Source organism: Phocaeicola vulgatus ATCC 8482, assembly GCF_000012825.1.
In the GTDB taxonomy this organism is placed as follows: Bacteria; Bacteroidota; Bacteroidia; order Bacteroidales; family Bacteroidaceae; genus Phocaeicola; species Phocaeicola vulgatus.
Window position 1 is genome coordinate 4407985 of record NC_009614.1, and the last position, 24856, is coordinate 4432840.

14 protein-coding genes, 2 tRNA genes and 3 rRNA genes are annotated in these 24856 nt (G+C 42.9%); 1 reads left to right on the top strand and 18 read right to left on the bottom strand.

The window, feature by feature from the left end:
• Nucleotides 1-3: 3 nt before the first annotated feature.
• The 3 genes from BVU_RS17845 to potA are packed head-to-tail and all read right to left on the bottom strand — an operon-like array spanning nt 4 to nt 2987.
• A complete protein-coding gene (locus tag BVU_RS17845) occupies nt 4-795 on the bottom strand; it encodes an ABC transporter permease (RefSeq protein WP_005839542.1) in 792 nt (263 codons plus the stop codon).
• Nucleotides 789-1586 (bottom strand): ABC transporter permease, encoded by a 798-nt coding sequence (locus BVU_RS17850; RefSeq protein WP_005839541.1) that lies wholly within the window; start codon nt 1584-1586, stop codon nt 789-791. The genes BVU_RS17845 and BVU_RS17850 overlap by 7 nt, the downstream gene beginning before the upstream one ends.
• A 12-nt stretch (nt 1587-1598) precedes the next feature.
• Complete coding sequence (gene potA / locus BVU_RS17855; RefSeq protein ID WP_012055762.1) at nt 1599-2987, bottom strand: polyamine ABC transporter ATP-binding protein; 1389 nt, start codon at nt 2985-2987, stop codon at nt 1599-1601.
• Between the two features lie 528 nt (nt 2988-3515).
• Between potA and BVU_RS17860 the strand changes: the two genes are divergently transcribed.
• The gene (locus tag BVU_RS17860; protein WP_008781589.1) at nt 3516-4607 is read left to right on the top strand and encodes a TlpA disulfide reductase family protein; all 1092 of its coding nucleotides are present in this window, start codon (nt 3516-3518) and stop codon (nt 4605-4607) included.
• Nucleotides 4608-4814: 207 nt separating this feature from the next.
• Here BVU_RS17860 and BVU_RS17865 read toward each other — a convergent pair whose 3' ends face one another.
• From BVU_RS17865 to BVU_RS17940, 15 genes are all read right to left on the bottom strand, one after another.
• Nucleotides 4815-6173 (bottom strand): transposase, encoded by a 1359-nt coding sequence (locus BVU_RS17865; RefSeq protein ID WP_012055760.1) that lies wholly within the window; start codon nt 6171-6173, stop codon nt 4815-4817.
• Between the two features lie 350 nt (nt 6174-6523).
• Nucleotides 6524-9088, bottom strand: coding sequence for an alpha-glucan family phosphorylase (gene glgP / locus BVU_RS17875; protein ID WP_005839535.1), 2565 nt, complete (start codon nt 9086-9088; stop codon nt 6524-6526).
• A gap of 28 nt (nt 9089-9116) precedes the next feature.
• Nucleotides 9117-10787: a glycosyltransferase gene (locus BVU_RS17880; RefSeq protein WP_005839533.1), complete on the bottom strand. Its 1671-nt coding sequence runs from the start codon at nt 10785-10787 to the stop codon at nt 9117-9119.
• Nucleotides 10788-11040: 253 nt separating this feature from the next.
• Nucleotides 11041-11505 carry a V-type ATP synthase subunit K gene (locus BVU_RS17885; protein WP_005839531.1) on the bottom strand — a complete coding sequence of 155 codons (465 nt, stop codon included), beginning with the start codon at nt 11503-11505 and terminating at the stop codon, nt 11041-11043.
• 213 nt (nt 11506-11718) lie between these two features.
• The gene (locus BVU_RS17890; RefSeq protein ID WP_005839529.1) at nt 11719-13524 is read right to left on the bottom strand and encodes a V-type ATP synthase subunit I; all 1806 of its coding nucleotides are present in this window, start codon (nt 13522-13524) and stop codon (nt 11719-11721) included.
• Nucleotides 13521-14126, bottom strand: a complete 606-nt coding sequence (locus BVU_RS17895) for a V-type ATP synthase subunit D (RefSeq protein WP_005839527.1) — start codon at nt 14124-14126, stop codon at nt 13521-13523. Before BVU_RS17895 ends, BVU_RS17890 begins: the two co-directional genes overlap by 4 nt.
• Before the next feature lie 14 nt (nt 14127-14140).
• On the bottom strand, nt 14141-15463 hold the full coding sequence (locus tag BVU_RS17900; protein ID WP_005839525.1) for a V-type ATP synthase subunit B: 1323 nt from the start codon (nt 15461-15463) through the stop codon (nt 14141-14143).
• 35 nt (nt 15464-15498) lie between these two features.
• Nucleotides 15499-17253 carry a V-type ATP synthase subunit A gene (locus BVU_RS17905; RefSeq protein WP_012055763.1) on the bottom strand — a complete coding sequence of 585 codons (1755 nt, stop codon included), beginning with the start codon at nt 17251-17253 and terminating at the stop codon, nt 15499-15501.
• An 18-nt stretch (nt 17254-17271) separates the two neighbouring features.
• Nucleotides 17272-18108 (bottom strand): DUF2764 domain-containing protein, encoded by an 837-nt coding sequence (locus BVU_RS17910; protein ID WP_005839521.1) that lies wholly within the window; start codon nt 18106-18108, stop codon nt 17272-17274.
• A 9-nt stretch (nt 18109-18117) separates the two neighbouring features.
• Nucleotides 18118-18708 carry a V-type ATP synthase subunit E family protein gene (locus BVU_RS17915; protein ID WP_012055764.1) on the bottom strand — a complete coding sequence of 197 codons (591 nt, stop codon included), beginning with the start codon at nt 18706-18708 and terminating at the stop codon, nt 18118-18120.
• Nucleotides 18709-18964: 256 nt separating this feature from the next.
• A 5S ribosomal RNA gene (gene rrf, locus BVU_RS17920) occupies nt 18965-19075 on the bottom strand.
• Between the two features lie 78 nt (nt 19076-19153).
• Nucleotides 19154-22042: ribosomal RNA gene (locus BVU_RS17925) — 23S ribosomal RNA — on the bottom strand.
• A 129-nt stretch (nt 22043-22171) separates the two neighbouring features.
• Nucleotides 22172-22245 (bottom strand) — tRNA-Ala (locus BVU_RS17930).
• 17 nt (nt 22246-22262) lie between these two features.
• Nucleotides 22263-22336: transfer RNA gene (locus BVU_RS17935), tRNA-Ile, on the bottom strand.
• Between the two features lie 134 nt (nt 22337-22470).
• A 16S ribosomal RNA gene (locus BVU_RS17940) occupies nt 22471-23998 on the bottom strand.
• The 16S, 23S and 5S rRNA genes sit together here with 2 tRNA genes alongside, the layout of an rRNA operon.
• Nucleotides 23999-24856: the final 858 nt, after the last annotated feature.

Here is a 24856-nt window from a genome sequence, read left to right on the forward strand (position 1 = left end):
TTTTTATACCTCCTTTTTCTTGCCTGCACGGCGATTGATGATAACCAGCAATACCAGCACCAATACGAATATAATGGTAGAAAGCGGACGAAGTTCAGGGGTCAACCCTCCTTTCCGTGCATCCGCATAAATATAGGTGGAAAGAGTTTCAAGCCCTTCATTACCAATAGTAAATACAGTCACGGCAAAATCGTCAATGGACAAAGTCACCGCCAACATAAAACCTGAAATCATTCCCGGAAGAATCTCAGGAACAATCACCTTGCGGAGTGCCTGCATAGGAGTAGCCCCCAAGTCAAGCGCCGCCTCATAAATATTCGGATTCATCTGTTTCAAACGCGGCAACACACTTAACACCACATATGGAGTACAGAATGTGATATGTGCAAGCACTACAGTGGTATATCCTTGTGGAATACCCAAAGATACGAACAGCAAGAATAGAGATATACCAATAATAATATCTCCATTCAAAATAGGAATGTTATTGACAAAACTGATTGCTTTACGGGCACGGGGACGAAGATTGAATATGCCGATTGCCGTAATACTGCCCAGCAAGGTGGATACGGTAGCTGCAATAAAGGCAATGCTCAAGGTATTGACCAAGGCATTTGTCAATGAATGATGTGTACCCGCAACAAATAGGGATGAATAGAGTTTGGTGGAAAACCCGGTCCAGTTGCCCAGCACCTTTGCTTCGGTAAACGAATAGATCATAATGATAAAAATAGGCGCATAAAGCAATAGCAGAAGCAGCCACAAATACCCCTGACACAAAATTTTCTTTACCATAGTCCACCTCCTTCGTTATGATCCTTATCATCTGAAGCGAGCAAGGTTGTCGCACCAATAAGGAACAACATGATCAACGACAAGGCCGCCCCATAATTCCACATACTATTATTAATATTTTCCTGGATAGTAGTGCCAAATAATTTAATATTATTCATTGTCAATAATTCGGCAATAGCAAATGTGGAGATAGTAGGCATAAATACCATTAATATACCACTCACAATACCCGGCATAGACAGGGGCAACACAGCCTTGAAAAACACTTGCATGGGATTGGCGCCCAAATCTTGCGCCGCTTCCACATAACTTTTATCCAATTTCTGCAAAGTGTTGTAAATAGGATAAATCATAAAAGGCAAAAAATTATATACCATACCGAATATCAAAGCCCCCTCTCCTAAAGATACGTTCATAAAATCGAACAAGGCCACCGTAGCCAGTGTACGTATTAAAATATTCACCCACATGGGCAAAATAAACAATACCACCACTGTCGATGCATATTTCATCCGCGTCTGTGTCAGAATATAGGCAGCAGGATATCCCAATAAGATACATACCACTGTTGTGATAATGGCCACGCCAATAGAATAAACAAATGTGTTGATTGCCTCGGGATGAGCGAAAAATTTGGCAAAATTTCCCAATGTGAAATGCCCCGCATCATCCATAAATGCATAAACCACTATTAAAAGTAGCGGAAGAATAACAAATACCGCCGAAAATATCACGTAAGGAATAGTCCAACTTTTACGTGAAGACAAGAAAAATCGTATCGTTCTGAGCACCTCTTTTCTTTATTATGATTCTACAATCTGAGTTATTTTTATACTTTCAGGAAAGATGCTGATACCTACATGATCACCATTGTCCCATACATCATTGGTATCAACAAAAATATCCTCACCCCAGTCCGATGACACAGTGAGGTGATAATGATCTCCCTTATATAGGATAAAACGTACATCTCCGGTTAAAGTTCCATCCTCTTCATTATCCTGCAAAATGATATCCTTGAAATCTACCTGCACTTTTACTTTAGTTCCCGGCTCAATGTCAACCACTGGCAGACACTCAAACGTACATCCCAGAAATTCCACATGCGTTCCATCTATCAGTTCTCCTTCAAACGTATTGCATACACGTTCTTTTTTCATAATATGGATATCAAAAGGTTTTATCAACAAACCTACCTGCTCACCCACAGCAAAATGATGATAGTCCTGTACAATAAATTCATAACCATTGGCCTCGACCACCATTTCATAATGCACACCTTTAAAGATGGATGAGGTTACGATACCTGAAATCTGTGAAGCATCCGAATCCGGAAAAATATACCAATCTTCAGGACGTACCACAACATCTACCGGCATATTTTCACCGAAACCTTCATCTACACATTCAAATTCCACTCCTGCAAAACGCACAAGCTTGTCCTGTATCATAGTTCCGTTCAGAATATTGCTCTCACCTATAAAATCAGCTACAAACGAATTGATGGGTTCGTTATAAATATCCACCGGTGTTCCGATCTGCTGTATTTTTCCTTCACTCATTACAACAATCGTGTCGCTCAGTGTTAAAGCTTCCTCTTGGTCATGCGTCACATAAATAAAAGTGATGCCCAATGTCTTATGCATCTCTTTTAATTCCATCTGCATATCTTTACGCATCTTCAAGTCCAAAGCAGCCAAAGGCTCATCCAGCAACAACACCTCCGGCTCATTGACAATAGCACGGGCTATGGCTACACGCTGTTGCTGCCCGCCTGACAAGGAATTCACATCCCGATACTCATAGTCCGTCATCCCTACCATACGAAGAGCAGCCTTTACTTTCTTCTCGATAGTCTGCTTAGAGGTCTTTTTCAATTTCAATCCGAAGGCAATATTATCGAACACATTCAAATGAGGGAACAAAGCATACTTCTGGAACACAGTATTTACCGGACGCTTATGCGGAGGTGTCTGCGTGATCTCTTTTCCAGCTATCTTTATCTCGCCTTCCGAAGCAGTCTGAAAACCGGCAATCAAACGTAAAAGAGTTGTCTTTCCGCAACCGGAGGGCCCCAACACAGTTACAAACTCACCTTTTTTTACATATAAATTAATGTTATCCAAGACCATTTTATCACCAAAAAACTTGGAAACACCTTTTACCTCAATTATATAATTAGATTGTTGCATACTCATTTTGTAATTGAGTTGCAAAATTACGGTATTTTTCAAGAATGGAGGATATAAATAAAGTAATATTTATTCATCCGACTAATAATTTTCCATTGTGCGTACTATTTCTCTTCTCCCAGCAAAGTGAATGATAGGCTTTTGAGAAATTGTAAACAAAAAAATGAGACCTTCTCCCTGCTCGGATTCAACATCTACCCGATCTCCACCTCCGGATTATTTTTATTCCGTAATTGAAATAATTCCTCCAAATCGTACATCATTGCATTAATATTCACATCACTCTACACAAACTTCAATGTGCCCGATTCGATTTTCGAAAGATCCAGAATATTACCGATCAACTGTAACAGTAAGGCAGCCCCCTGTACAAATTATAACCAAAGGAATTGAATGAGTGCCCATAAAATTCAAAAAAAGCAAAGCAAAACTATAGATTCCTTATTTCATTCTGAAAATAAAAACCTTTTTTCCGCAAACATATTAATTAAGTAGTTATCTTTGCGTTCAAATTATAATCATATTAAAATGAAAAAATTAGTTTATTTATTGGCTGCAGGAAGTATGGCTTTCGTTGCATGTCAGAATTCGCCTTCCTATAAGGTTACAGGTTCAGTAGAAGACATCACTGATGGCGACACGATCTATTTACAGGAATACGCAGGAGGAAACCTTGTAAAACTTGATTCTGCTATTGTCAAAAGCGGAACTTTCGTATTCACCGGAAAACAAGATACGGCTGTAAACCGCTACATCACTTATATGAAAGGAGACAAGCGTTACTTTACTGATCTTTTTCTTGAAAATGGAAATATTAATGTAACCTTAGGTAAGGAAAGCAAAGTTTCAGGTACTCCTAATAACGACGCTTACCAAAAATTCAAAGATGGCTTCATGGCTTTAAGCAAGGAAATGAATGAAATGTACCAAAAGGCTCAAAGCGACACTAGCTTGACAGAAGAACAGGTAGAAGCTATCATGGCTGAGATTGAAAAGAAAGACAGTGTAGGCATGGATATGGTTTATCAAACAATTGAAGCCAATATCACCAATCCGGTCGGTGTATATCTTCTCCCTTCCTATGCAGGCGCATTCGAACTCGACAAACAAAAAGCGTTGGTAGAAAAAATTCCCGCTGCATTAGTTAATGAACGTATCAACAAGTTGAAAGCCCACATTGAAACTTCAGAGAAAACGGCTGTAGGTCAGAAATACATTGATTTCTCTATGCAGACCCCTGAAGGTAAAACTGTAAGCCTGTCTGATTTCGTCAGCAAAAATAAATATACTTTGATTGACTTTTGGGCTAGCTGGTGCGGACCTTGCCGTAAAGAAATGCCCAATGTTGTAGAAGCATACAAGGCTTTCAAAGATAAAGGCTTCGGAATTGTAGGTATTTCTTTAGACGAGAATGCAGACAAGTGGAAAGAGGCTATCACTGCCTTGAATATTACATGGCCGCAAATGTCTGACCTGCAAGGTTGGAACAATGCAGGTGCAAAACTTTATGGTGTCAATTCAATTCCTGCTACCGTATTGGTTGATCAGGAAGGTACCATTGTTGCACGTAATCTCCGTGGAGATGCCATCAAGTCCAAACTGAACGAACTATTGAAATAAAATAACTGCAAAATAGTTTACAAAGTAGGGATATTCAGTAAATGTCTCTAAAAAATAAGATGGCATATGAAGATGATAGGGCATGACCATTTCATATGCCATTCTTATTGTCATTTTTCCGTGCTTTCTCACATAATTCTATCCGACAGGACATGACGTTCCGGAAGAAGTCTGATGACCTCTTCTGATTCTGTGAGTAAAATCATATCATGCTGCTTTAGCTGTTTTGTTTCTGATTTTTTCTATTATCAGTATGGCATTTGCCGTATGTATTCCAAAGAAAATCCACAGTATTTCCGTCTTCCTGTTTCTGGCCTTTATCCTTGAGAGCGAGTAATGTTGCTTTTGAGTGCCGAAGCTTCCTTCAAGCCGTGTTGCCCTTTCTTTTGAGAGTTCGCTTCTAAGCACCTTCCTCAAAGGCTCATCTTTGGCCGCCCTTCCCTTGCGCACAAAGGATGTGGATATCCCATATTTTGTACAGAACTTTCTGTTGGCATTATTGGCATATATGGAATCGGCAGCCACACATCTTACCCTTACATTCATAAGCTTCTGCTGCATGCGGATACAGTCCTTCAAGCGTATACCCTCATTGAATGCCTTGAACGAGAGGTGTTCGATGAACGATATGCCGTCTATCTGTATATTATTGACCTTTGCACCGAACTCGACGGACTTGGTTTCCTTGCCTCTGACGATGGGACGTACATAATGACGGTCAATGCTGACGATGCGGTCACTGACTTTCCGCCCTTCAAACATTTCCTTTTCTTGTACAAGCACCTTTCTGATGATGGAAAGACGCTTATGATAATCCTGGGTATATCGGAGTAAAGCACCGTACTCGCTATGGATCCCATCCCTTTGACTGAGGAGCTTTTCAAGAAGCTTGATCATACGGCGCTTAAGCATTCTTGCCCTTGAAGCTCTCCTCTTTCTTTTCTTGCAGTAGGACAGATAGGATTCCGCCACATTCCTGTATTTGTTGCGCGGACGCCTTATGCCCAGCTCCCTGCAATGCCGGCATATATGCCTGTAGAGCCATTCGAGGCTTTCCCAAAGGAGTTTCATGTCCGTAGGAAAACGCATGTGGCTTTCATAGCATGTGGCATCGGTCATGCAGACGTGAAGGTTATCAAGATAAGGTTTCCAGTGTGAAGCCAGGAGCTCCTGGAAAGAATCAATGTCAAGGCGGGATGCTATCTCATTACGGATGGCACTGACTATCTTGAAGTTGGTTATGGGAAGGGACGGGGGAATCATAATTCCACAGAAAATCTGGTAGTGTATGTTCCCGTTCAGATGTTCCACCAGTTGCCTGTCGGAGAATCCGGTGTATGCCTTCAGGACCATAAGGGCGATCTTTGCGGAAGGACTGAATCTGTTCCTGCGTCCCAGGCGCCGGTCCGACAGGCCGGCGGCTTTTGCCATACATTCAAACGGAAAGACCGAATGAAGCTTGCCAAGCTCACTCTCATTAAAACTCTTGCGGTATTTTTCCAGAATATCAAATTCTGTAAAACCCAAAGTAGGGTGAATTTCTGAAATATTCACTATCTTTGCCATATCTTATTAGTTTGGATATTTCCCCCGTTTTGGCCGTCAAATCTTATTTTCGGGGGAATACCTAAAGATACAAAAAAGCCAACTAATTCGCAATACTTTGTGTATGAATTAGTTGGCTGATTTTGTAATATTTAATGAATGTCCCAAAGTAAAATACCGATGTCTAGAAAGGCATCGGTATTTTTTATACTCGTCCTATCCTTCCCAATAATGCGCACTTTCCATAACAATCTTAACTGGAATGATAATATCAATGAAACTTTGGGCGAACATACTAATAAAAAAGAACTGCTTCCTCTCTTTTCCAAGGAAACAGTTCTTTAAATAGAAATATTATCTTAATTCAATGATTAGTTAAACCAACGAACATAGCAGAAGTCCTGACGATGAGGCAAATCAACATTCTTCGGGAACATACGGTATGCCACCTTGAAGCTGCCTGAGTTAGACAAACTGTGTTTAACCTGGAATGTATACAAGTTACCTTCTTTCTTAATTACTTCCATTGGTTCTACAGAATAGATATGCTCTTTACCTTCCGCATTCGTGAAAGTGGTAACCAGTTCAATACCTACTGCATCATCCAATCCCTTTTCATCTATAACATAAGTAATGATATATTCTTTTCCGCTTTCAATATTACCGCTAGCCAGCTCTTCCGTCTTTTCACATGAAACGATTTCAATGGAATCCCAAAGTTCTGCAACTCTTTCTTTCCAAGCAGCCAGTTCCTTAGCCTTTGCATAATCATTGGCTACCAATTCTTTAAAACGTTTTGCTTCTTTAGTATAGAACTTAGCATAATAATCGTCTAACTGACGTTTCATTGTATAATGAGGAGCCACCTGAGCAATAGAATTCTTGATAGTCTTCACCCAACCCTCAGAATATCCCTTACGGTTACGTGCATAATACAATGGAAGAATCTCATTTTCCAAAATACTATAAATAGTTGCGGCATCCAATTGATCTTGATGATCTTGATTCTGATAAGTACGTTTTTCAGTTAACGCCCATCCTGCTCCTTCACGGTAACCTTCCAGCCACCAACCGTCAAGCACAGAGAAGTTAACAACACCATTCATCAAAGCCTTCTCGCCTGATGTTCCAGAAGCTTCCAAAGGACGGGTAGGAGTATTCATCCAAATATCAACACCTGAGACCAGACGCCGTGCCAACTGCATATCATAATTTTCCAAGAAGATGATTTTGCCCAAGAATTCCGGACGACGGGAAATTTCCACAATCTTCTTGATCAACCCCTGACCTGCACCATCGTGTGGATGAGCCTTACCTGCAAATAAGAACTGTACCGGATAATCAGGATTGTTCACAATCTTAGACAAACGTTCCAAATCAGTAAACAGCAGATGCGCACGTTTGTAAGTAGCAAAACGACGGGCAAACCCAATCAACAAGGCATTCGGATTAATCTTTTCCATCAGAGAAACGATACGTGAAGGATCACCTTGGTTCTTCAACCAGCTTTCACTGAACTGCTTACGAATATGGTCAACCAATTTGTACTTCAAAGCCATACGGGTTTCCCAAATTTCTTCATCGGCTACATTATAAATAGCTTCCCAAATTTTCTCATTAGACTGATCTTCCAGGAAATTAGGAGCAAAATGCTTAGCATATAGCTTCTTCCATTCAGTAGCACTCCACGTTGGGAAATGAACACCATTAGTTACATAACCCACATGACTTTCTTCAGGGAAATAGCCTTTCCAAATTCCAGAGAACATCTCCTGAGAAACCTTGCCATGCAACCAGCTCACACCGTTTACTTCCTGACAAGTGTTACAAGCAAATGTAGACATACAAAAACGTTCGCCTGCATCACCCGGATTAATACGACCCAAGTCCATCAAATCCTGCCAAGAAATCCCCATACGCTGTGGATAACCACCCATATATTTTCCAAACAAGCCTTCATCAAAATAGTCATGCCCCGCAGGAACCGGAGTATGAACCGTATATAAAGAAGAAGAACGAACTACTTCCAAAGCCTGGTCAAATGTCAGCCCGCTTTCTACATAATCACACAAACGCTGCACATTACACAAAGCAGCGTGTCCTTCATTACAATGATAGACATCTTTCTTAATGCCCAATTTCTTCAGCAGCAACACACCACCGATACCTAACAAGATTTCTTGTTTCAAACGGTTCTCCCAATCTCCACCATACAACTGATAAGTGATAGGACGATCAAATTCGCTGTTCATTTCATTATCCGTATCTAGCAGATACAAAGGAACACGTCCTACATTTACCTTCCATACGTATGCATGAACGAAATAGTTCAAATAAGGAACATCAACTACCATCGGCTGTCCGTTTTCATCCATTACACGTTCAATAGGCAGGCTACCGAAATTCTGTGATTCATAGTTAGCAATCTGCTGACCATCCATTGAAAGGCTTTGGCTAAAATACCCATAACGATACAAGAAGCCAACACCACACATATCTACATTACTGTCTGATGCTTCTTTCAAGTAGTCACCGGCCAAAATACCCAGCCCACCGGAATAGATTTTCAAAACATGTGTCAAACCATACTCCATACAGAAATAAGCAACAGAAGGACGTTTGCTATCCGGCTTAGCATCTACATAAGCTTTGAATTTAGCATATACATCATTCATGCGCTTTACAATCACCTTATCCTGAGTTAATGCCTCCAGCTTTTCATAGCTCAAACGTTCCAATAAAGCAACGGGATTCTGCCCCACTTCTTTCCAAGTTGCAGGATCTAAATCTCTAAACAGGTCTGTTGCTTCGTAATTCCATGCCCACCAGATGTTACGAGCCATTTCCTCCAACTTCTTCAGTTCTTCGGGAATGTGTGATTTTACTGTAACTTCCTTCCAATTAGGAGTATTCGCATTACTTACTTTGATTTTCATGTCTCTCAAATTATTTATTAATAATTAATTAGCTATTCATAACAAGCCTTTTCTGTGCATTATGCAATGCCACATCATAAGCTTCATAATAATATTTGATAAAATGCTTCCACAATGCCTTTTCAGCAATGTCCGCCGCATTTTTACGCACTGTCTTGATTGTATTTTCCGGCAATCCCGAAAATTCCGATATAGTGTCCTTTATAACATCCGCCACTTCAGAATAGTTGTAATCCGAGCGATGGATAACTTTCACACCATCTTTCAACTCACTGTATCTACCCTTCAACGAGTTTACCCACAAACCAAATCCAGCCAGATCAGTTGTTATAGTAGGTACATGGAATGCTACACTTTCCAAAGGTGTATACCCCCAAGGTTCATAATAGGAAGGATAAACACTCAAGTCATTCCCCAACACCAAATCATAATATTCCAAATTCAAGATACCATCCTTTCCATCCAGATAACAAGGTACAAATATTACTTTTACCTTAGATTCCGCCGAATTGGACATTCCCAAATACTTCATCATATCAAGTACCTGATCATGACTCATATTATGCAACCAATGTGTGATAAACGGACACTCCAACGGAGTTGTGAAATTCTCTTTGCTTTTCAAACGTTCCACCAAATCCTCACGAGGATCCCCTACCCAACCTGGTACATTAATAAATGCCAGCACCTCTTTTTTCAAATTTTTATCACGGGTCAATCGGTTCAAGGACTCCAAATAGACATTGATACCTTTATTTTTAAACTCATAACGACCGCTTGTACCCACAATAAGAGTATCATCGCTCATCGTCAAGCCAAGCAATTTATTAGCCAAATTCAACATCGCAGCACGAGCTTTCTTACGCTTGGCGGCAAATGTACGACCTTGCGGAACAAAGTCATCCTCAAACCCATTCATCAACACCACATCTGCCGGCTTGTCCAACAACTCCTTGCATTCGTTGTTGGTAATCTCACTGACCGTAGTAAAGCAATCCACATGATGCGCAGTCTGCTTCTCAATAGAATGCTTTGCCTCCATATTGAGTTCACGCGCCATTTGGTCGCCATTATAAGCAAATAAGTAATCGTAAAGGGGTTTATTGTTTCCGGCGATAGACCGGCCTATAGAAGTAGCGTGAGTAGTAAAAATGGTAGCTATTTCGGGTACCGCTTTCTGCAAATAAAGGGCCCCCATACCTGTCATCCATTCATGTGCCTGATAAATGACCTTATCATTTTCGGTCAGATTGAAACGATAAAAGCTTTCAACCACTTTTCCGGCTGCATAAGAAAACATAGACGCTTCGTCGTAATCTCCATAAGCATGAAGTGAATCAACTTTGAAATCCTCCCACATCCGGCCATATATTTCATTTCTTTTAGAGAAAAAAGGATAAAAATCCACCAATATGACAATAGGCTCTCCCGGAATATTCCAGCGTCCCACACGAACTTTCAATCCGTCTTTCTTCAAAGCATGTTCACGCCATGCCGCACAAAGATTTTCATTTTCACTGAACAAAGGATTTTCCTTTCCTGCCCAAAAATCGGGTCCTATGAAAAAGACTTTGTCTTTGAATGCTTCCTGCAGTGTTTTGGCCCTGGTGGACAACACCGTATAAATTCCCCCTACTTTATTACATACCTCCCAACTTGCTTCGAATATATAATCAGGGGCTAACAATTCTTTTGCCATCTATTAACTAATCTTAATTCGAGCGCAAAGTTACATATTTTCAATGAGATAATAAAGTTTTTTTGCAACTTTATGTTATTCAGATAGTTTCTGAATTAGCATTCAATTATTTTACTCTAACAATCTTCACAAAAAATACTGATATCGGCTACAATAATAAATATTTTTAAGGTTCTGTCTTACATTAGAATAAGAAAAGCGGCTATTTCCATAAAAACAGGAAATAGCCGCCCATATAAAAAAACTAATCTGATTACGCAGCCAATGCAGATCCCATCAAGAAGGTTGCAGCCAAAGCAACAATAGCATACAATTCAGGAAAAACGGCCAAAATCAATGTATTACCAAATACATTATGTCCTTGGCCAATGGCAGCAATACCATTAGCACAAACCTGCCCCTGACGGATAGCGGAGAAAAGAGCTACAAGTCCCAAAGCAATACCGGAACCCAACACGGCAGCAGCTTGAATACCTGTAATAGCCGGAGTCAGAACACCGAAAATACTCTGGAACATGAAATAACCGGCAAAACCATACAGTCCCTGTGTACCGGGAAGTGCAGTCAACACCAAGAAGTTACCGAATGCACTATCATTCTTCTTCAATGCACCGATAGATGCATTACCTGCGATAGTTACACCATACGCACTACCGATACCTGATAAACCAACCATAATTGCAATACCTACATAAGCAATCAATAAATTCATTTCCATAATTCTTCTATTTTTAATTTTTAAATTCTTTATTTTATCAAACTTCTCCTAAAAGGAATACTTTTCATGTCATCCAGAACTTAGCGAAATATCTGCATACTATGCTTCAGATTCTCCCTTTCTAGCTTTTCTGTCTGCACAAGGATACAACATTTATTCAAAATGACAATGCCGAAAAGGCTTAAACAGCTTTTAATTCTTTATTCTCATTCTTCAATTCTTGAAAGGCTTGTACTCCTTACCCCCTCCTTCGTAACCCGAATTCTTAAAAAACTCCACGAAAGTCAGACGCATCGGATGAACCATCGCTCCCAATATATTCATAAACATGTTGATAGAATGACCTATCAAGAAAATCAATACCATCACTATCGGACCTGCAATTGCATTATCAGGACTCATTCCAGCCGCCAGACTATTGAATACGCTGGCAAGAATACCACCCGACAGACCTAAAGCAAACAAACGCACATACGAAAGGATATCCCCCAGCAAACCGGTTGCCATATTGTAGGAATCCCACAAACCCAAACCGATATTGAGAAAAATATTCTTTCCTGGACTGTTGAGCAAGAAAATCAGCACACCGGCAAGCCCCAGAATTACCAAATGGACAGTTCCTCCCATCGGCATGGTATCTCCCAATAGGAATGCCAAAGCTGTACTTACCAATACAATAATCCATCCGATAGTTGACAATGCATATTTCAATCCGAACTGAATGGTCTGATTAGCCGCTTTCAGTATCATACCGAAAATAATCTGTACCGCTCCCAAAATCAATGAAAGATTAAACATCCATTGATTGTCCAAGAAGAACAAATCACGCATCTTATTAAAGAACGGAATATCATTACCATACAGATTAAATCCGAAAAAAGTACCTGTCAGCATACCGCAGAAGAAAGTAGAAGCACCCAAAATCTGCACCAAAGTTAAGATGGGCTTCATGGAAGCACCGACATTCTTCGCCAACATACGATAAACAGTTACTCCTAATACCATGAACAGACCATAGCCCGAATCGCCCAAACACAGCCCGAAAAAGAGCATAAAGAAAGGGGCAAAGAACGGCGTCAAATCCAGTTCATTATACTTAGGAAGCATATACAGTTTCATAATCGGTTCAAACAGACGGAAGAATCCTTTATTATTCAACTGAATAGGTACATTGTCCTCCGGCGTAGGGTCAGCAATTTCAAAGTACGCCTCCTGTTGATTCAGAAAATTAGTAATCTCCGGAATCTGCGTAGCCGGTGCCCACCCCTGTAACAACATCAATTTGTCATCCGCAGCTTGTTCAGTACTTAGCACCACTTTTGAGAATTCTATCTGTGAGCGGATATTAGCTTGTGCAACTTGCAAAGAAAGAAGTTTTTCTCCTGCTATGGCAGCTAACTTATCATCCACACTCTTCATTTGCTGTTCCAAATCTTCACATCTGGCAGCAAGCCTACTCAAGGACATTACCGGCAATTTGACCGATTCCACTTCCAATTCGGGCAACGTTCCTTCTTTGGTTATGGTAATGAAATAAATGCGTGAACCAATACGGTTAACCTCCGTAGCATAGTACGTATCCAACCATTCCTCGTTAAAGTTCTTCTCTGAGCAAATATAGAAATTCACCTGATATCCAACTTCTTGCAACCGCATAACCGACGCAGGATCGAAATCTCCCCATACCTCTAACGCGGCACGCTCTTTGTCGCAAATCTGCAACTGATGCTGCAACTGTGTTTTCTCCAGTTGTAACGCCTCCACTTCCTCCAACGCTTTCTCTCCACGGGCTGTATCCCCCTTCTGTTCTTGCAGTTCAACATTAAAACCTTGCAAAAACTTAATAGTTGAAGCATAGTGGTCGGACAGACGGATGCTCTCTTGAAGTTCGGTATTCTCCGCTGTCCCCTGCGCTTTTTCCGCCACGTGGACTACGCCCAAATCACGGATATTTTGCAGGAAACATTCATAGTCCTTATGATAAATAAGGAAAGTCAACTTCTTCATTTTTGTAATCATGCCTCCGCCTCCTTTCTTTTCTCTTGAATAGATTTCAGAATCTTCTGCGATGATTTGGACAAATTCTCTTCATCCTCCATAAATCGTTTTATCTTTCGCAGAGCATCCTGATATCCGGGTATCTGCACTTTCTCAAAAAGATTCACTTTTTGAGTGGTCTTTTTACGCGCATGTTCCAGCAGGTTCAGTTTGGCAAGCATAAATTCCCTTTCAATAGCAGTCTGTGCCAATCCTTTCAACAAATATATTCCATCGGAATACCACTTCGGGCTGTTGAACAGACTGTAGGGACGGATGTCAAAGTCTACGTTTTCCAACAAGGGAACTCGTACACCGGCAATCTTCTTTATACCCAAATGAACATCACTCACTTTTATTAATGAAGCATCAAATTCATTCCAAAGTGCGAACATGGCCTCGTATGCCTGAATCTGTTTTTCAAGCCTTTCCTCCAACCCGGCAGCTTCTGTCTTGCATCTCTTTACTTCCATGCGGAGAGCGCTTTCCTTATTTTTAATAATAGGAAGCGTACGCACACGGACCTTGAGCTGCTTCTCAAGCTGTTGTAGCGAGGTCTTGTTATATTGAAACTTTATTGCCATGTTTCTTCGTTAATTTATTGTTTTTTCCAATGCTGGTCAACCAATTCTTTCTTTATATTGACTTCTTCCGGCTTAAAGTATTTGCTGAACAATCCCCATGTAACATCCAGCATTTCAGTAGTATCCAGATTCACATCAATGGCGAGTAACTGATTAGCGTAATCTTTAGCGAATGCCAAAGTACGTTCATCATAATTAGTCAAGTCAAAACCATTTTCCATCTTAGTCTTGGCATTGGCGGCATCAGCATACAAACGTACAGCAGCATTCATCACCTGAGGATGATCCTTACGGGTTTTCTTACCACTCACCAACTGTTTCAAACGAGACAACGAACGGAACGGGTCCACGATAACCTTACCGATATCACTATCGCGACGCAGGAACAGCTGACCTTCAGTGATATAACCCGTATTATCAGGAACAGCGTGCGTAATATCACCGCCACTCAAGGTAGTTACCGCAATAATAGTGATTGAACCACCTGCGGGGAATTGTACCGCTTTTTCATAAATCTTCGCCAAATCCGAATAAAGAGATCCCGGCATAGAGTCCTTGGAAGGAATCTGATCCATACGGTTAGACACAATAGCTAACGCATCAGCATAACTGGTCATATCAGTCAGCAACACCAATACTTTCTGATTATGTTCCACTGCAAAATATTCAGCAGCCGTCAGCGCCATATCCGGAATCAACAGACGTTCTACCGGAGGATTTTCCGTAGTATTCACGAAACTGATAATACGGTCGAGCGCACCGGCATTAGAAAATACATTCTTAAAATACAGGTAGTCGTCATTAGTCATACCCATACCGCCCAAGATAATCTTATCGGTTTCGGCACGCAATGCCACATTGGCCATCACTTGATTGAACGGCTGGTCAGGGTCAGCAAAAAAAGGAATCTTCTGTCCTGATACCAACGTATTGTTCAAATCGATACCGGCAATACCGGTCGCAATCAGTTCCGACGGCTGTTTACGGCGAACCGGATTCACAGACGGACCGCCGATAGGCACTTCCTGTCCCTCAATTTCCGGTCCCCCATCAATCGGATCACCAAAAGCGTTGAAGAAACGTCCAGCCAACTGGTCGCTCACTTTCAGTGTAGGCGACTTGCCCAAGAATACGACCTCAGCATTGGTCGGAATACCTTCCGTACCCTCGAACACCTGCAAAGTCACTTCATCACCCATGATTTTTACCACCTGGGCTAATTTCCCATTAACCATTGCCAACTCATCATAGCCCACTCCTGACGCTTTCAGCGAACAGGTTGCCTTGGTAATCTGGCTAATCTTAGTATATATCTTTTGAAATGCTTTTGTTGCCATCTCTACTCATTATAAATTAAAATTAAAAATTAAAATCAGACACTTCTCTCGGCAACCAATTCCTGTAACTGCTTCTTAAAATCCTCATACTGCTCAGATTTATATTTAGCATAGTTCATCTGTTTGCAAAGGTTGATCATCTTTTTGAAATAATCCATCACCTCAATGAAAGTATCAAACTTGAATTCCGTATGACAGATGTCGATTACCATATTCAAGATCTCCTCCTGACGTTCCATCGGAGTCACTGAATCCACTTCATCAAAAGCATCCTGTTGCAGAATCACAAAATCAATCAACTCTGATTTCCAAAAGATTACATGATATTCTACAGGTACGCCATCATCACCCAAAATATTAATCTGTTCAGCAATTTCCTTACCACGCAACAATCTTGTTTTGATTTCGTTCACCTTACCAATCCATTCACCATTAATACGTTTGGCGATATATTCCTCAAATTCCGGATATTCCAGATATTTTGAATAAGAGTCAATCGGGTTCACAGCCGGATAACGCTTCCTGTCGGCACGTTCCTGCTCCAAGGCATAAAAGCAACGGGCCACCTTTTTAGTATTCTCCGTTACAGGTTCCTTCAAGTTACCACCTGCCGGAGATACAGTACCGATAAAGGTAATAGAACCGGTCTCACCATTATTCAGATGTACATATCCCGCACGTCCGTAAAAGTTGGAGATAATAGCCGAGATATCCATCGGGAATGCATCCGGACCAGGCAATTCTTCCATACGGTTGGACATCTCACGCAAGGCCTGCGCCCAACGGGAAGTAGAATCTGCCATCAGTAAGACTTTCAATCCCATAGCACGATAATACTCAGAAATGGTCATAGCCGTGTACACAGACGCTTCACGGGCAGCCACCGGCATGTTCGAGGTATTGGCAATAATGATAGTACGTTCCATCAGCTTACGTCCTGTATGCGGATCTACCAGTTCGGGGAACTCCGTAAAGATTTCCACCACCTCATTCGCACGTTCACCACAAGCAGCGATAATTACGATATCCGCTTCCGCCTGCTTGGAGATGGCATGCTGAAGCACTGTTTTCCCTGTACCAAACGGACCGGGAATAAATCCCGTTCCCCCTTCTACAATGGGGTTGACCGTATCAATAACACGGACACCGGTTTCCAATAATTTATAAGGACGCGGCTTTTCCTTATAATTAGTCATAGCCTTCTTTACCGGCCACTTCTGAATCATGTTTACCGGAATATCTTTACCTTCTCTGTCCGTCAGAACCACTACAGTATCCTCAATAGTATAATCACCTTCAGGAACAATGGATTTCACTTTATAAGTACCTGTCAACTGAAATGGTACCATAATTTTCAGTGGCTGGAAGTTCTCATCCACCTGTCCCAACCAAGCCGATGGACCAACTTCATCACCCACGTTCACCAACGGTACAAAATGCCACACTCTTTCTTTATCCAATGGATAGGTGTATTGTCCGCGTTTCAGGAACACTCCATCCATTTTATCAAGGTCGTTTTGCAGACCATCATAATTTTTAGACAACATACCCGGACCTAGAGTCACTTCAAGCATGTGTCCCGTAAATTCGGCTTCAGCACCAACTTTCAATCCACGTGTACTTTCAAACACCTGCACATAAACATTGCTGCCTACCACCTTAATAACCTCTGCCATCAAGCGGTCTCCGCCAGTCAGAATGTAACAAATCTCATTCTGTGCCACCGGTCCGTCAACGGTAAGAGTAACCATGTTGGCTATTACGCCACTAACAGTTCCTTTTGTTGCCATATATCTTTAATCTGTTTATTATCTGAATTCTGCGGGAATCTGTATCTCGTCCTTTAATTTATCAATAATCTGACGGAACAGTTCGCTTCCCTTTTCCTTATCCATAGAAATCCAACGGCCAATCATTTCCAGTTTCAACAAAAACACGAAAATCCGCTCCACAGTAAAATAGTTGAAAAAGACAGCGTCTTCCATCCAGTTCCATTTCAACAAATCTATCTTCTTTTCCCTTTCCACTAATTCTTCAATCTCGCTGATACGGAGTACCTGCTCAAAATATTCCAGCATCTCGGACAAACCGAAATCTCGGGCATTCGATGTACGAATCATCTCACTCACATCCGTCTTGCCCACTACTACCTGAGATACGTCCATTTTATATTTACGTGCAGCTAAGGCAGCCAGTATATTATTGATATTCAAATTAAATTCAAACCAGGAGGAAACAAATTGATTACCGCAGTTCATGGCATACGCATAATAGCAGGCAGATAACATATCTTCCGCACGATAGAGTTCCTCTGCGGAAAGAGCCAAATAAGCAGTAATAAATTCATAAAGATAAGATGGGTATCTCTTATCCGGAGCATCGCCTTCACGCACCGAACTGATAAGCGCCAGCAACTCATTCTGAGAATAATTCCCCTCAAAATCTGTCGTAGCTTCCTTATCTTTCAACAGTTTCAACAGGTTAGCATTATCGAATTTCAAATAGAACAAGTCGATTAACTTCCTATCCTTTTCCGATAATTCCGAATAGATTTCCGATTTAAAATTAGCCACTGTATAGTTCAGTTTGCCATCCTCCAACGAAAGATCCGGCAAACCGGCTACCAGGCAATAATAATTTGTCATAGTCCCGTTTTAAAACAACATTTCTACTAATTGAGGACGAAGGAAATCCTTGAAATAATTTTCAAATTCCTCTTCACCGAAGTTCACTTTGTAAGAGCCGTCAGCTGGTGAGATAGTAAAAAGTGATTTCGTTCCGTTCACTTCTTCTATTCTCACTCCTTTATCCAACAAAGCTTTTGCGTTCGCTGCAAAATATTTCTTAAGTCCTTCGGCATCTGCGGTAGAGATCACGATAGATTCGTTAGCAGACCATTGGGCAGCTAATGAAACTATAAACTTATTCAGATACTCCTTATCTGCCACAAATCCTTTCACACTTTCACTGACTACCTCATTGGTCAACAAGGTAGCTATTTCGGTCTTCAATGCATTTACTGCTTGTCCGGCAAACAATTTAATTTCTGATTGTGTATTTTCGGCAGTTTCCTTGGCTGACTTCCGAGCTACAGCGAGAATAGACTCAGCTTCCTTACGGGCATCCTCTACAATCTTTGCTGCTTCATCGTGAGCACTACTGATAAGTCGCTGTGCTTCTTCATTTCCTTTTTCCACACCTTCACGATAAATCTTATCGGTAAGCTCCTGAATTTTATTTTCCATATTCTTAGAAGATATTTTTTTGAGTTTAACACTTTCTTTCTTCAATAAATTCAAAAAGAATAGCCCAAAAGTACAAAAATCAATGATAGAAAAAGAATTTAATGATAGAATTTACACTAAAAGTACTGCAAAAAGAGAAAAATATACCATATTCATGTTACAGAACATAGGATTATTTCCGTTACTAGACTCCCCACACACGTGCGTATACAAAAAAAAGCCTCCGGAACTTCTTCAAGTCCGGAGGCTTCAATCAAAACGGCGGCTACCTACTCTCCCACTGTGACGCAGTACCATCGGCGTGACAAGGCTTAACTTCTCTGTTCGGAATGGGAAGAGGTGGAACCCTTGTGCTATAGCCACCTGAATAAGGTTGACATATTGTTGAGCTGTTATCGTAATTTCATTCTGTAGTAAAAACCAAAGGTATACACCATCCGACATATAAGGAAAGTGAACGGGCAATTAGTAATGCTCGGCTTTGGTATCTCTACCTTTACACCTGCATCCTATCAACGTCGTAGTCTACAACGACCCTGAGAAATCTAATCTTGTGGCCGGCTTCGTACTTAGATGCTTTCAGCACTTATCCGATCCAGACTTAGATACCCGGCAATGCACCTGGCGGCACAACCGGCAAACCAGAGGTCTGTCCAACACGGTCCTCTCGTACTAGTGTCAGAGCCACGCAAATTTCATGCGCCCACGATAGATAGAGACCGAACTGTCTCACGACGTTCTGAACCCAGCTCGCGTGCCACTTTAATGGGCGAACAGCCCAACCCTTGGGACCTTCTCCAGCCCCAGGATGTGACGAGCCGACATCGAGGTGCCAAACCACTCCGTCGATATGAGCTCTTGGGAGGGATCAGCCTGTTATCCCCGGAGTACCTTTTATCCTTTGAGCGATGTCCCTTCCATACGGAAACACCGGATCACTATGCTCTAGTTTCCTACCTGATCGACTTGTTAGTCTCCCAGTCAAGCGCCCTTATGCCATTACACTCTAAGGCCGGTTACCAATCGGCCGGAGGGCACCTTTAGAAGCCTCCGTTACGCTTTTGGAGGCGACCACCCCAGTCAAACTACCCACCAATCAATGTCCCCGTATCCACGGGTTAGAATCCAAACAAATAAAGGGTCGTATTTCAACAGCGGCTCCACAAATACTGGCGTACCTGCTTCAAAGCCTCCGACCTATCCTACACATCACGTGCCCAGATTCAATGATAAGCTATAGTAAAGGTTCACGGGGTCTTTTCGTCCCATCGCGGGTAATCGGCATCTTCACCGATACTACAATTTCACTGAGCTCACGGTTGAGACAGCGTCCAGATCATTACACCATTCGTGCAGGTCGGAACTTACCCGACAAGGAATTTCGCTACCTTAGGACCGTTATAGTTACGGCCGCCGTTTACTGGGGCTTCAATTCAACGCTTCTCTTATCGATGACATCTCCTCTTAACCTTCCAGCACCGGGCAGGTGTCAGGCTGTATACTGGATCTTTCGATTTGGCACAGCCCTGTGTTTTTGTTAAACAGTTGCCTGGACCGATTCTCTGCGCCCTCCCATAAAAGGGTAGGGACCCTTTATCCCGAAGTTACAGGGTCAGTTTGCCTAGTTCCTTAACCGTGAATCACTCAAGCGCCTTAGAATATTCATCCCGACTACGTGTGTCCGTTTGCGGTACGGGTACCTACAGGATTAAGTTTAGCGGATTTTCTCGGCAGCATGCTTACGCGCACTATTGCCTTGTCCCGAAGGACGCGGCATACTCTCAGGTTCGGATCTCATGGTGGATTTGCCTGCCATGATCGACTCCTACACCCTTCAACCATCTATTCCGTCAGATGGCGGCACTGTCACTACTGCGTCTCCACGTCACTCCTGAAGGTAGTAACGGAATATTAACCGTTTCTGCCATCGGCATCGCCGTTCGGCTGAGCCTTAGGACCCGACTGACCCTGATCCGATTAGCGTTGATCAGGAAACCTTAGTCTTTCGGCGAGGGGGTTTCCCGCCCCCTTTATCGTTACTTATACCTACATTTGCTTTTCCAGACGCTCCAGAATACCTCGCGGTACGCCTTCGACGCCGACTGGAATGCTCCCCTACCGATCATATTAATGATCCCACTGCTTCGGTAGACAACTTGATACCCGATTATTATCCACGCCCGACTCCTCGACTAGTGAGCTGTTACGCACTCTTTAAATGAATGGCTGCTTCCAAGCCAACATCCTAGCTGTCTTAGCAGTCAGACTTCGTTAGTTTAACTTAGCTGTCATTTCGGGACCTTAGCAGGTGGTCCGGATTCTTCTCCTCTCGGGCACGGACCTTAGCACCCATGCCCTCACTCCTGCGGTAGAACTGATGCGCATTCGGAGTTTGTCAAGACTTGATAGGCGGTGAAGCCCTCGCATCTTATCAGTCGCTCTACCTCACATCAGTAACCCGCAAGGCTGCACCTAAATGCATTTCGGGGAGTACGAGCTATCTCCAAGTTTGATTAGCCTTTCACCCCTACCCTCAGCTCATCCAGAAGCTTTTCAACGCTTATTGGTGCGGTCCTCCAGCTGGTGTTACCCAGCCTTCAACCTGGCCAAGGGTAGATCACTTGGTTTCGCGTCTGCCACTGCCGACTATACGCCCTGTTCAGACTCGCTTTCGCTTCGGATACGTGTGTCGTCACACTTAACCTTGCCGGCAAAGGCAACTCGTAGGTTCATTATGCAAAAGGCACGCCGTCACTCATTAATGAGCTCCGACCGCTTGTAGGCGCACGGTTTCAGGAACTATTTCACTCTTCTGTTCGAAGTGCTTTTCACCTTTCCCTCACGGTACTGGTTCGCTATCGGTCTCTCGGGAGTATTTAGCCTTACCGGATGGTCCCGGCAGATTCACGCAGAATTCCTCGTGCTCCGCGCTACTCAGGATACTACTATGCTTCGACAACATTCGAATACGCAACTGTCATGCTCTATGGTCTTTCTTTCCAGAAAGTTCTTCTCTGATGTCTTCATGCAACGGCGTAGTCCTACAACCCCACCCATGCCGTAACATGGATGGTTTGGGCTGTTCCCCGTTCGCTCGCCACTACTGGGGGAATCATTGTTTATTTTCTTTTCCTGCAGGTACTAAGATGTTTCAGTTCCCTGCGTTAGCCTCTTACATAGTAAGATAATACCTCTTCAAGATATTGGGTTGTCCCATTCGGAAATCTCTGGATCAAAGGTCATTTGCACCTCCCCAAAGCTTATCGCAGCTTATCACGTCCTTCATCGCCTCCGAGAGCCAAGGCATCCGCCATGCGCCCTTCTTTACTTTCCTTATCCATTCGCTCACACTTGCGTGCCAGCGGGATGATATATACTTTCAGCTCTTTACTACTAAAATTACTGTTTGCTTGTACAATATGTCATAGATCGTTCATCTTCGTTTCTTACGTTTCCGATGGAGTGGAGAATAACGGATTCGAACCGTTGACCCTCTGCGTGCAAGGCAGATGCTCTAGCCAGCTGAGCTAATCCCCCGAACTTGATTCCGTTCGTAGTCCCAGGCAGAGTTGAACTGCCGACCTCTACATTATCAGTGTAGCGCTCTAACCAACTGAGCTATAGGACTAAGTTCAACCTAGTCTGTTTAATTAGACCCGGCTTCTTACTTTCTCTCTTCCGTATCATTACGGAATCATATCTTGAATAAACAACACCAGCAGTACAAGAACAAAAACCTTCTCGATCTTTCGTCCTCTCCAGAAAGGAGGTGTTCCAGCCGCACCTTCCGGTACGGCTACCTTGTTACGACTTAGCCCCAGTCACCAGTTTTACCCTAGGGCGCTCCTCGCGGTTACGCACTTCAGGTACCCCCGGCTCCCATGGCTTGACGGGCGGTGTGTACAAGGCCCGGGAACGTATTCACCGCGCCGTGGCTGATGCGCGATTACTAGCGAATCCAGCTTCGTGGAGTCGGGTTGCAGACTCCAGTCCGAACTGAGAGAGGTTTTTGGGATTGGCATCCACTCGCGTGGTAGCGGCCCTCTGTACCCCCCATTGTAACACGTGTGTAGCCCCGGACGTAAGGGCCGTGCTGATTTGACGTCATCCCCACCTTCCTCACATCTTACGATGGCAGTCTTGTCAGAGTCCTCAGCAGAACCTGTTAGTAACTGACAACAAGGGTTGCGCTCGTTATGGCACTTAAGCCGACACCTCACGGCACGAGCTGACGACAACCATGCAGCACCTTCACAGATGCCTTGCGGCTTACGGCTTTCACCGTAATTCATCTGCAATTTAAGCCCGGGTAAGGTTCCTCGCGTATCATCGAATTAAACCACATGTTCCTCCGCTTGTGCGGGCCCCCGTCAATTCCTTTGAGTTTCACCGTTGCCGGCGTACTCCCCAGGTGGAATACTTAACGCTTTCGCTTGGCCGCTTGCCGTATATCGCAAACAGCGAGTATTCATCGTTTACCGTGTGGACTACCAGGGTATCTAATCCTGTTTGATACCCACACTTTCGAGCCTCAATGTCAGTTGCAGCTTAGCAGGCTGCCTTCGCAATCGGAGTTCCTCGTGATATCTAAGCATTTCACCGCTACACCACGAATTCCGCCTGCCTCAACTGCACTCAAGATATCCAGTATCAACTGCAATTTTACGGTTGAGCCGCAAACTTTCACAACTGACTTAAACATCCATCTACGCTCCCTTTAAACCCAATAAATCCGGATAACGCTCGGATCCTCCGTATTACCGCGGCTGCTGGCACGGAGTTAGCCGATCCTTATTCATAAAGTACATGCAAACGGGTATGCATACCCGACTTTATTCCTTTATAAAAGAAGTTTACAACCCATAGGGCAGTCATCCTTCACGCTACTTGGCTGGTTCAGGCTCTCGCCCATTGACCAATATTCCTCACTGCTGCCTCCCGTAGGAGTTTGGACCGTGTCTCAGTTCCAATGTGGGGGACCTTCCTCTCAGAACCCCTATCCATCGAAGACTAGGTGGGCCGTTACCCCGCCTACTATCTAATGGAACGCATCCCCATCGTCTACCGGAATACCTTTAATCATGTGAACATGCGGACTCATGATGCCATCTTGTATTAATCTTCCTTTCAGAAGGCTGTCCAAGAGTAGACGGCAGGTTGGATACGTGTTACTCACCCGTGCGCCGGTCGCCATCGGCCTTAGCAAGCTAAGACCATGCTGCCCCTCGACTTGCATGTGTTAAGCCTGTAGCTAGCGTTCATCCTGAGCCAGGATCAAACTCTTCATTGTAATAATATCTTTTTCAACTGTTCAGTTGATAATCTGCTCAAGGATTCCAAATCTATCAATATCAATATTGACGGTTCTTGTTTTTTCCGTACACCATATACATATATTACATACGGTGCACCGACTTGTACTACTTGTTTGTTTATCTTAAATCTTTCAAAGAACTCTCATTTATATTTTGCCATCGTTTCCGAAAGCGGATGCAAAGGTAAGAGATTTTATCGTAACCGCCAAATGTTTTCGAAAGTTTTTTTGAAAAAGTTTTTTTTTCGAAACTTCCATAAAAGGCGGGACGTCCATCCTCCCCAGGTCTTATCCGTTCTCGCTCCCTTAGCCCCGCTAAGGTAAGATACTGGGTGCAGACACTGTCAAGGAAAACTCTCCTACGTTTGTTTCACCAAGTCAGTCACACACTGTCTGAAGTGCCGCATCTCTCTCGATTGCGGATGCAAAGGTAGACCTTTTAACGATAACCAGCAAACATACGAAGGAAAAATTATCCGGATTTCCTGAAACTTTTTTGTAATACTCTGAATAACAGATGTGTTACAAAGCATGTTTTTATAACGGAGGACACCGGAGGAAAAAGACAGACACATTATAATATTCGCACGCGCGTATAAGGACGGAAAAAGGAAGGGACCCATACGAAGATAGCAGACGGAAAACAAGAAAAGAGAAAAAACGGAAGGCAAACTTGCAAAACTTGCAGCATCTCCACACCCACACACGTGCGCGTACATTATAATATGAAAAAATAATAAAGCATAAAAAAGAGAGCGGAAGACAGACGGACGATACCGGAGAGAACTACAACGGAGGAAAGGATAACAGAATGCAAAAGGCGGAAAGGGAGAT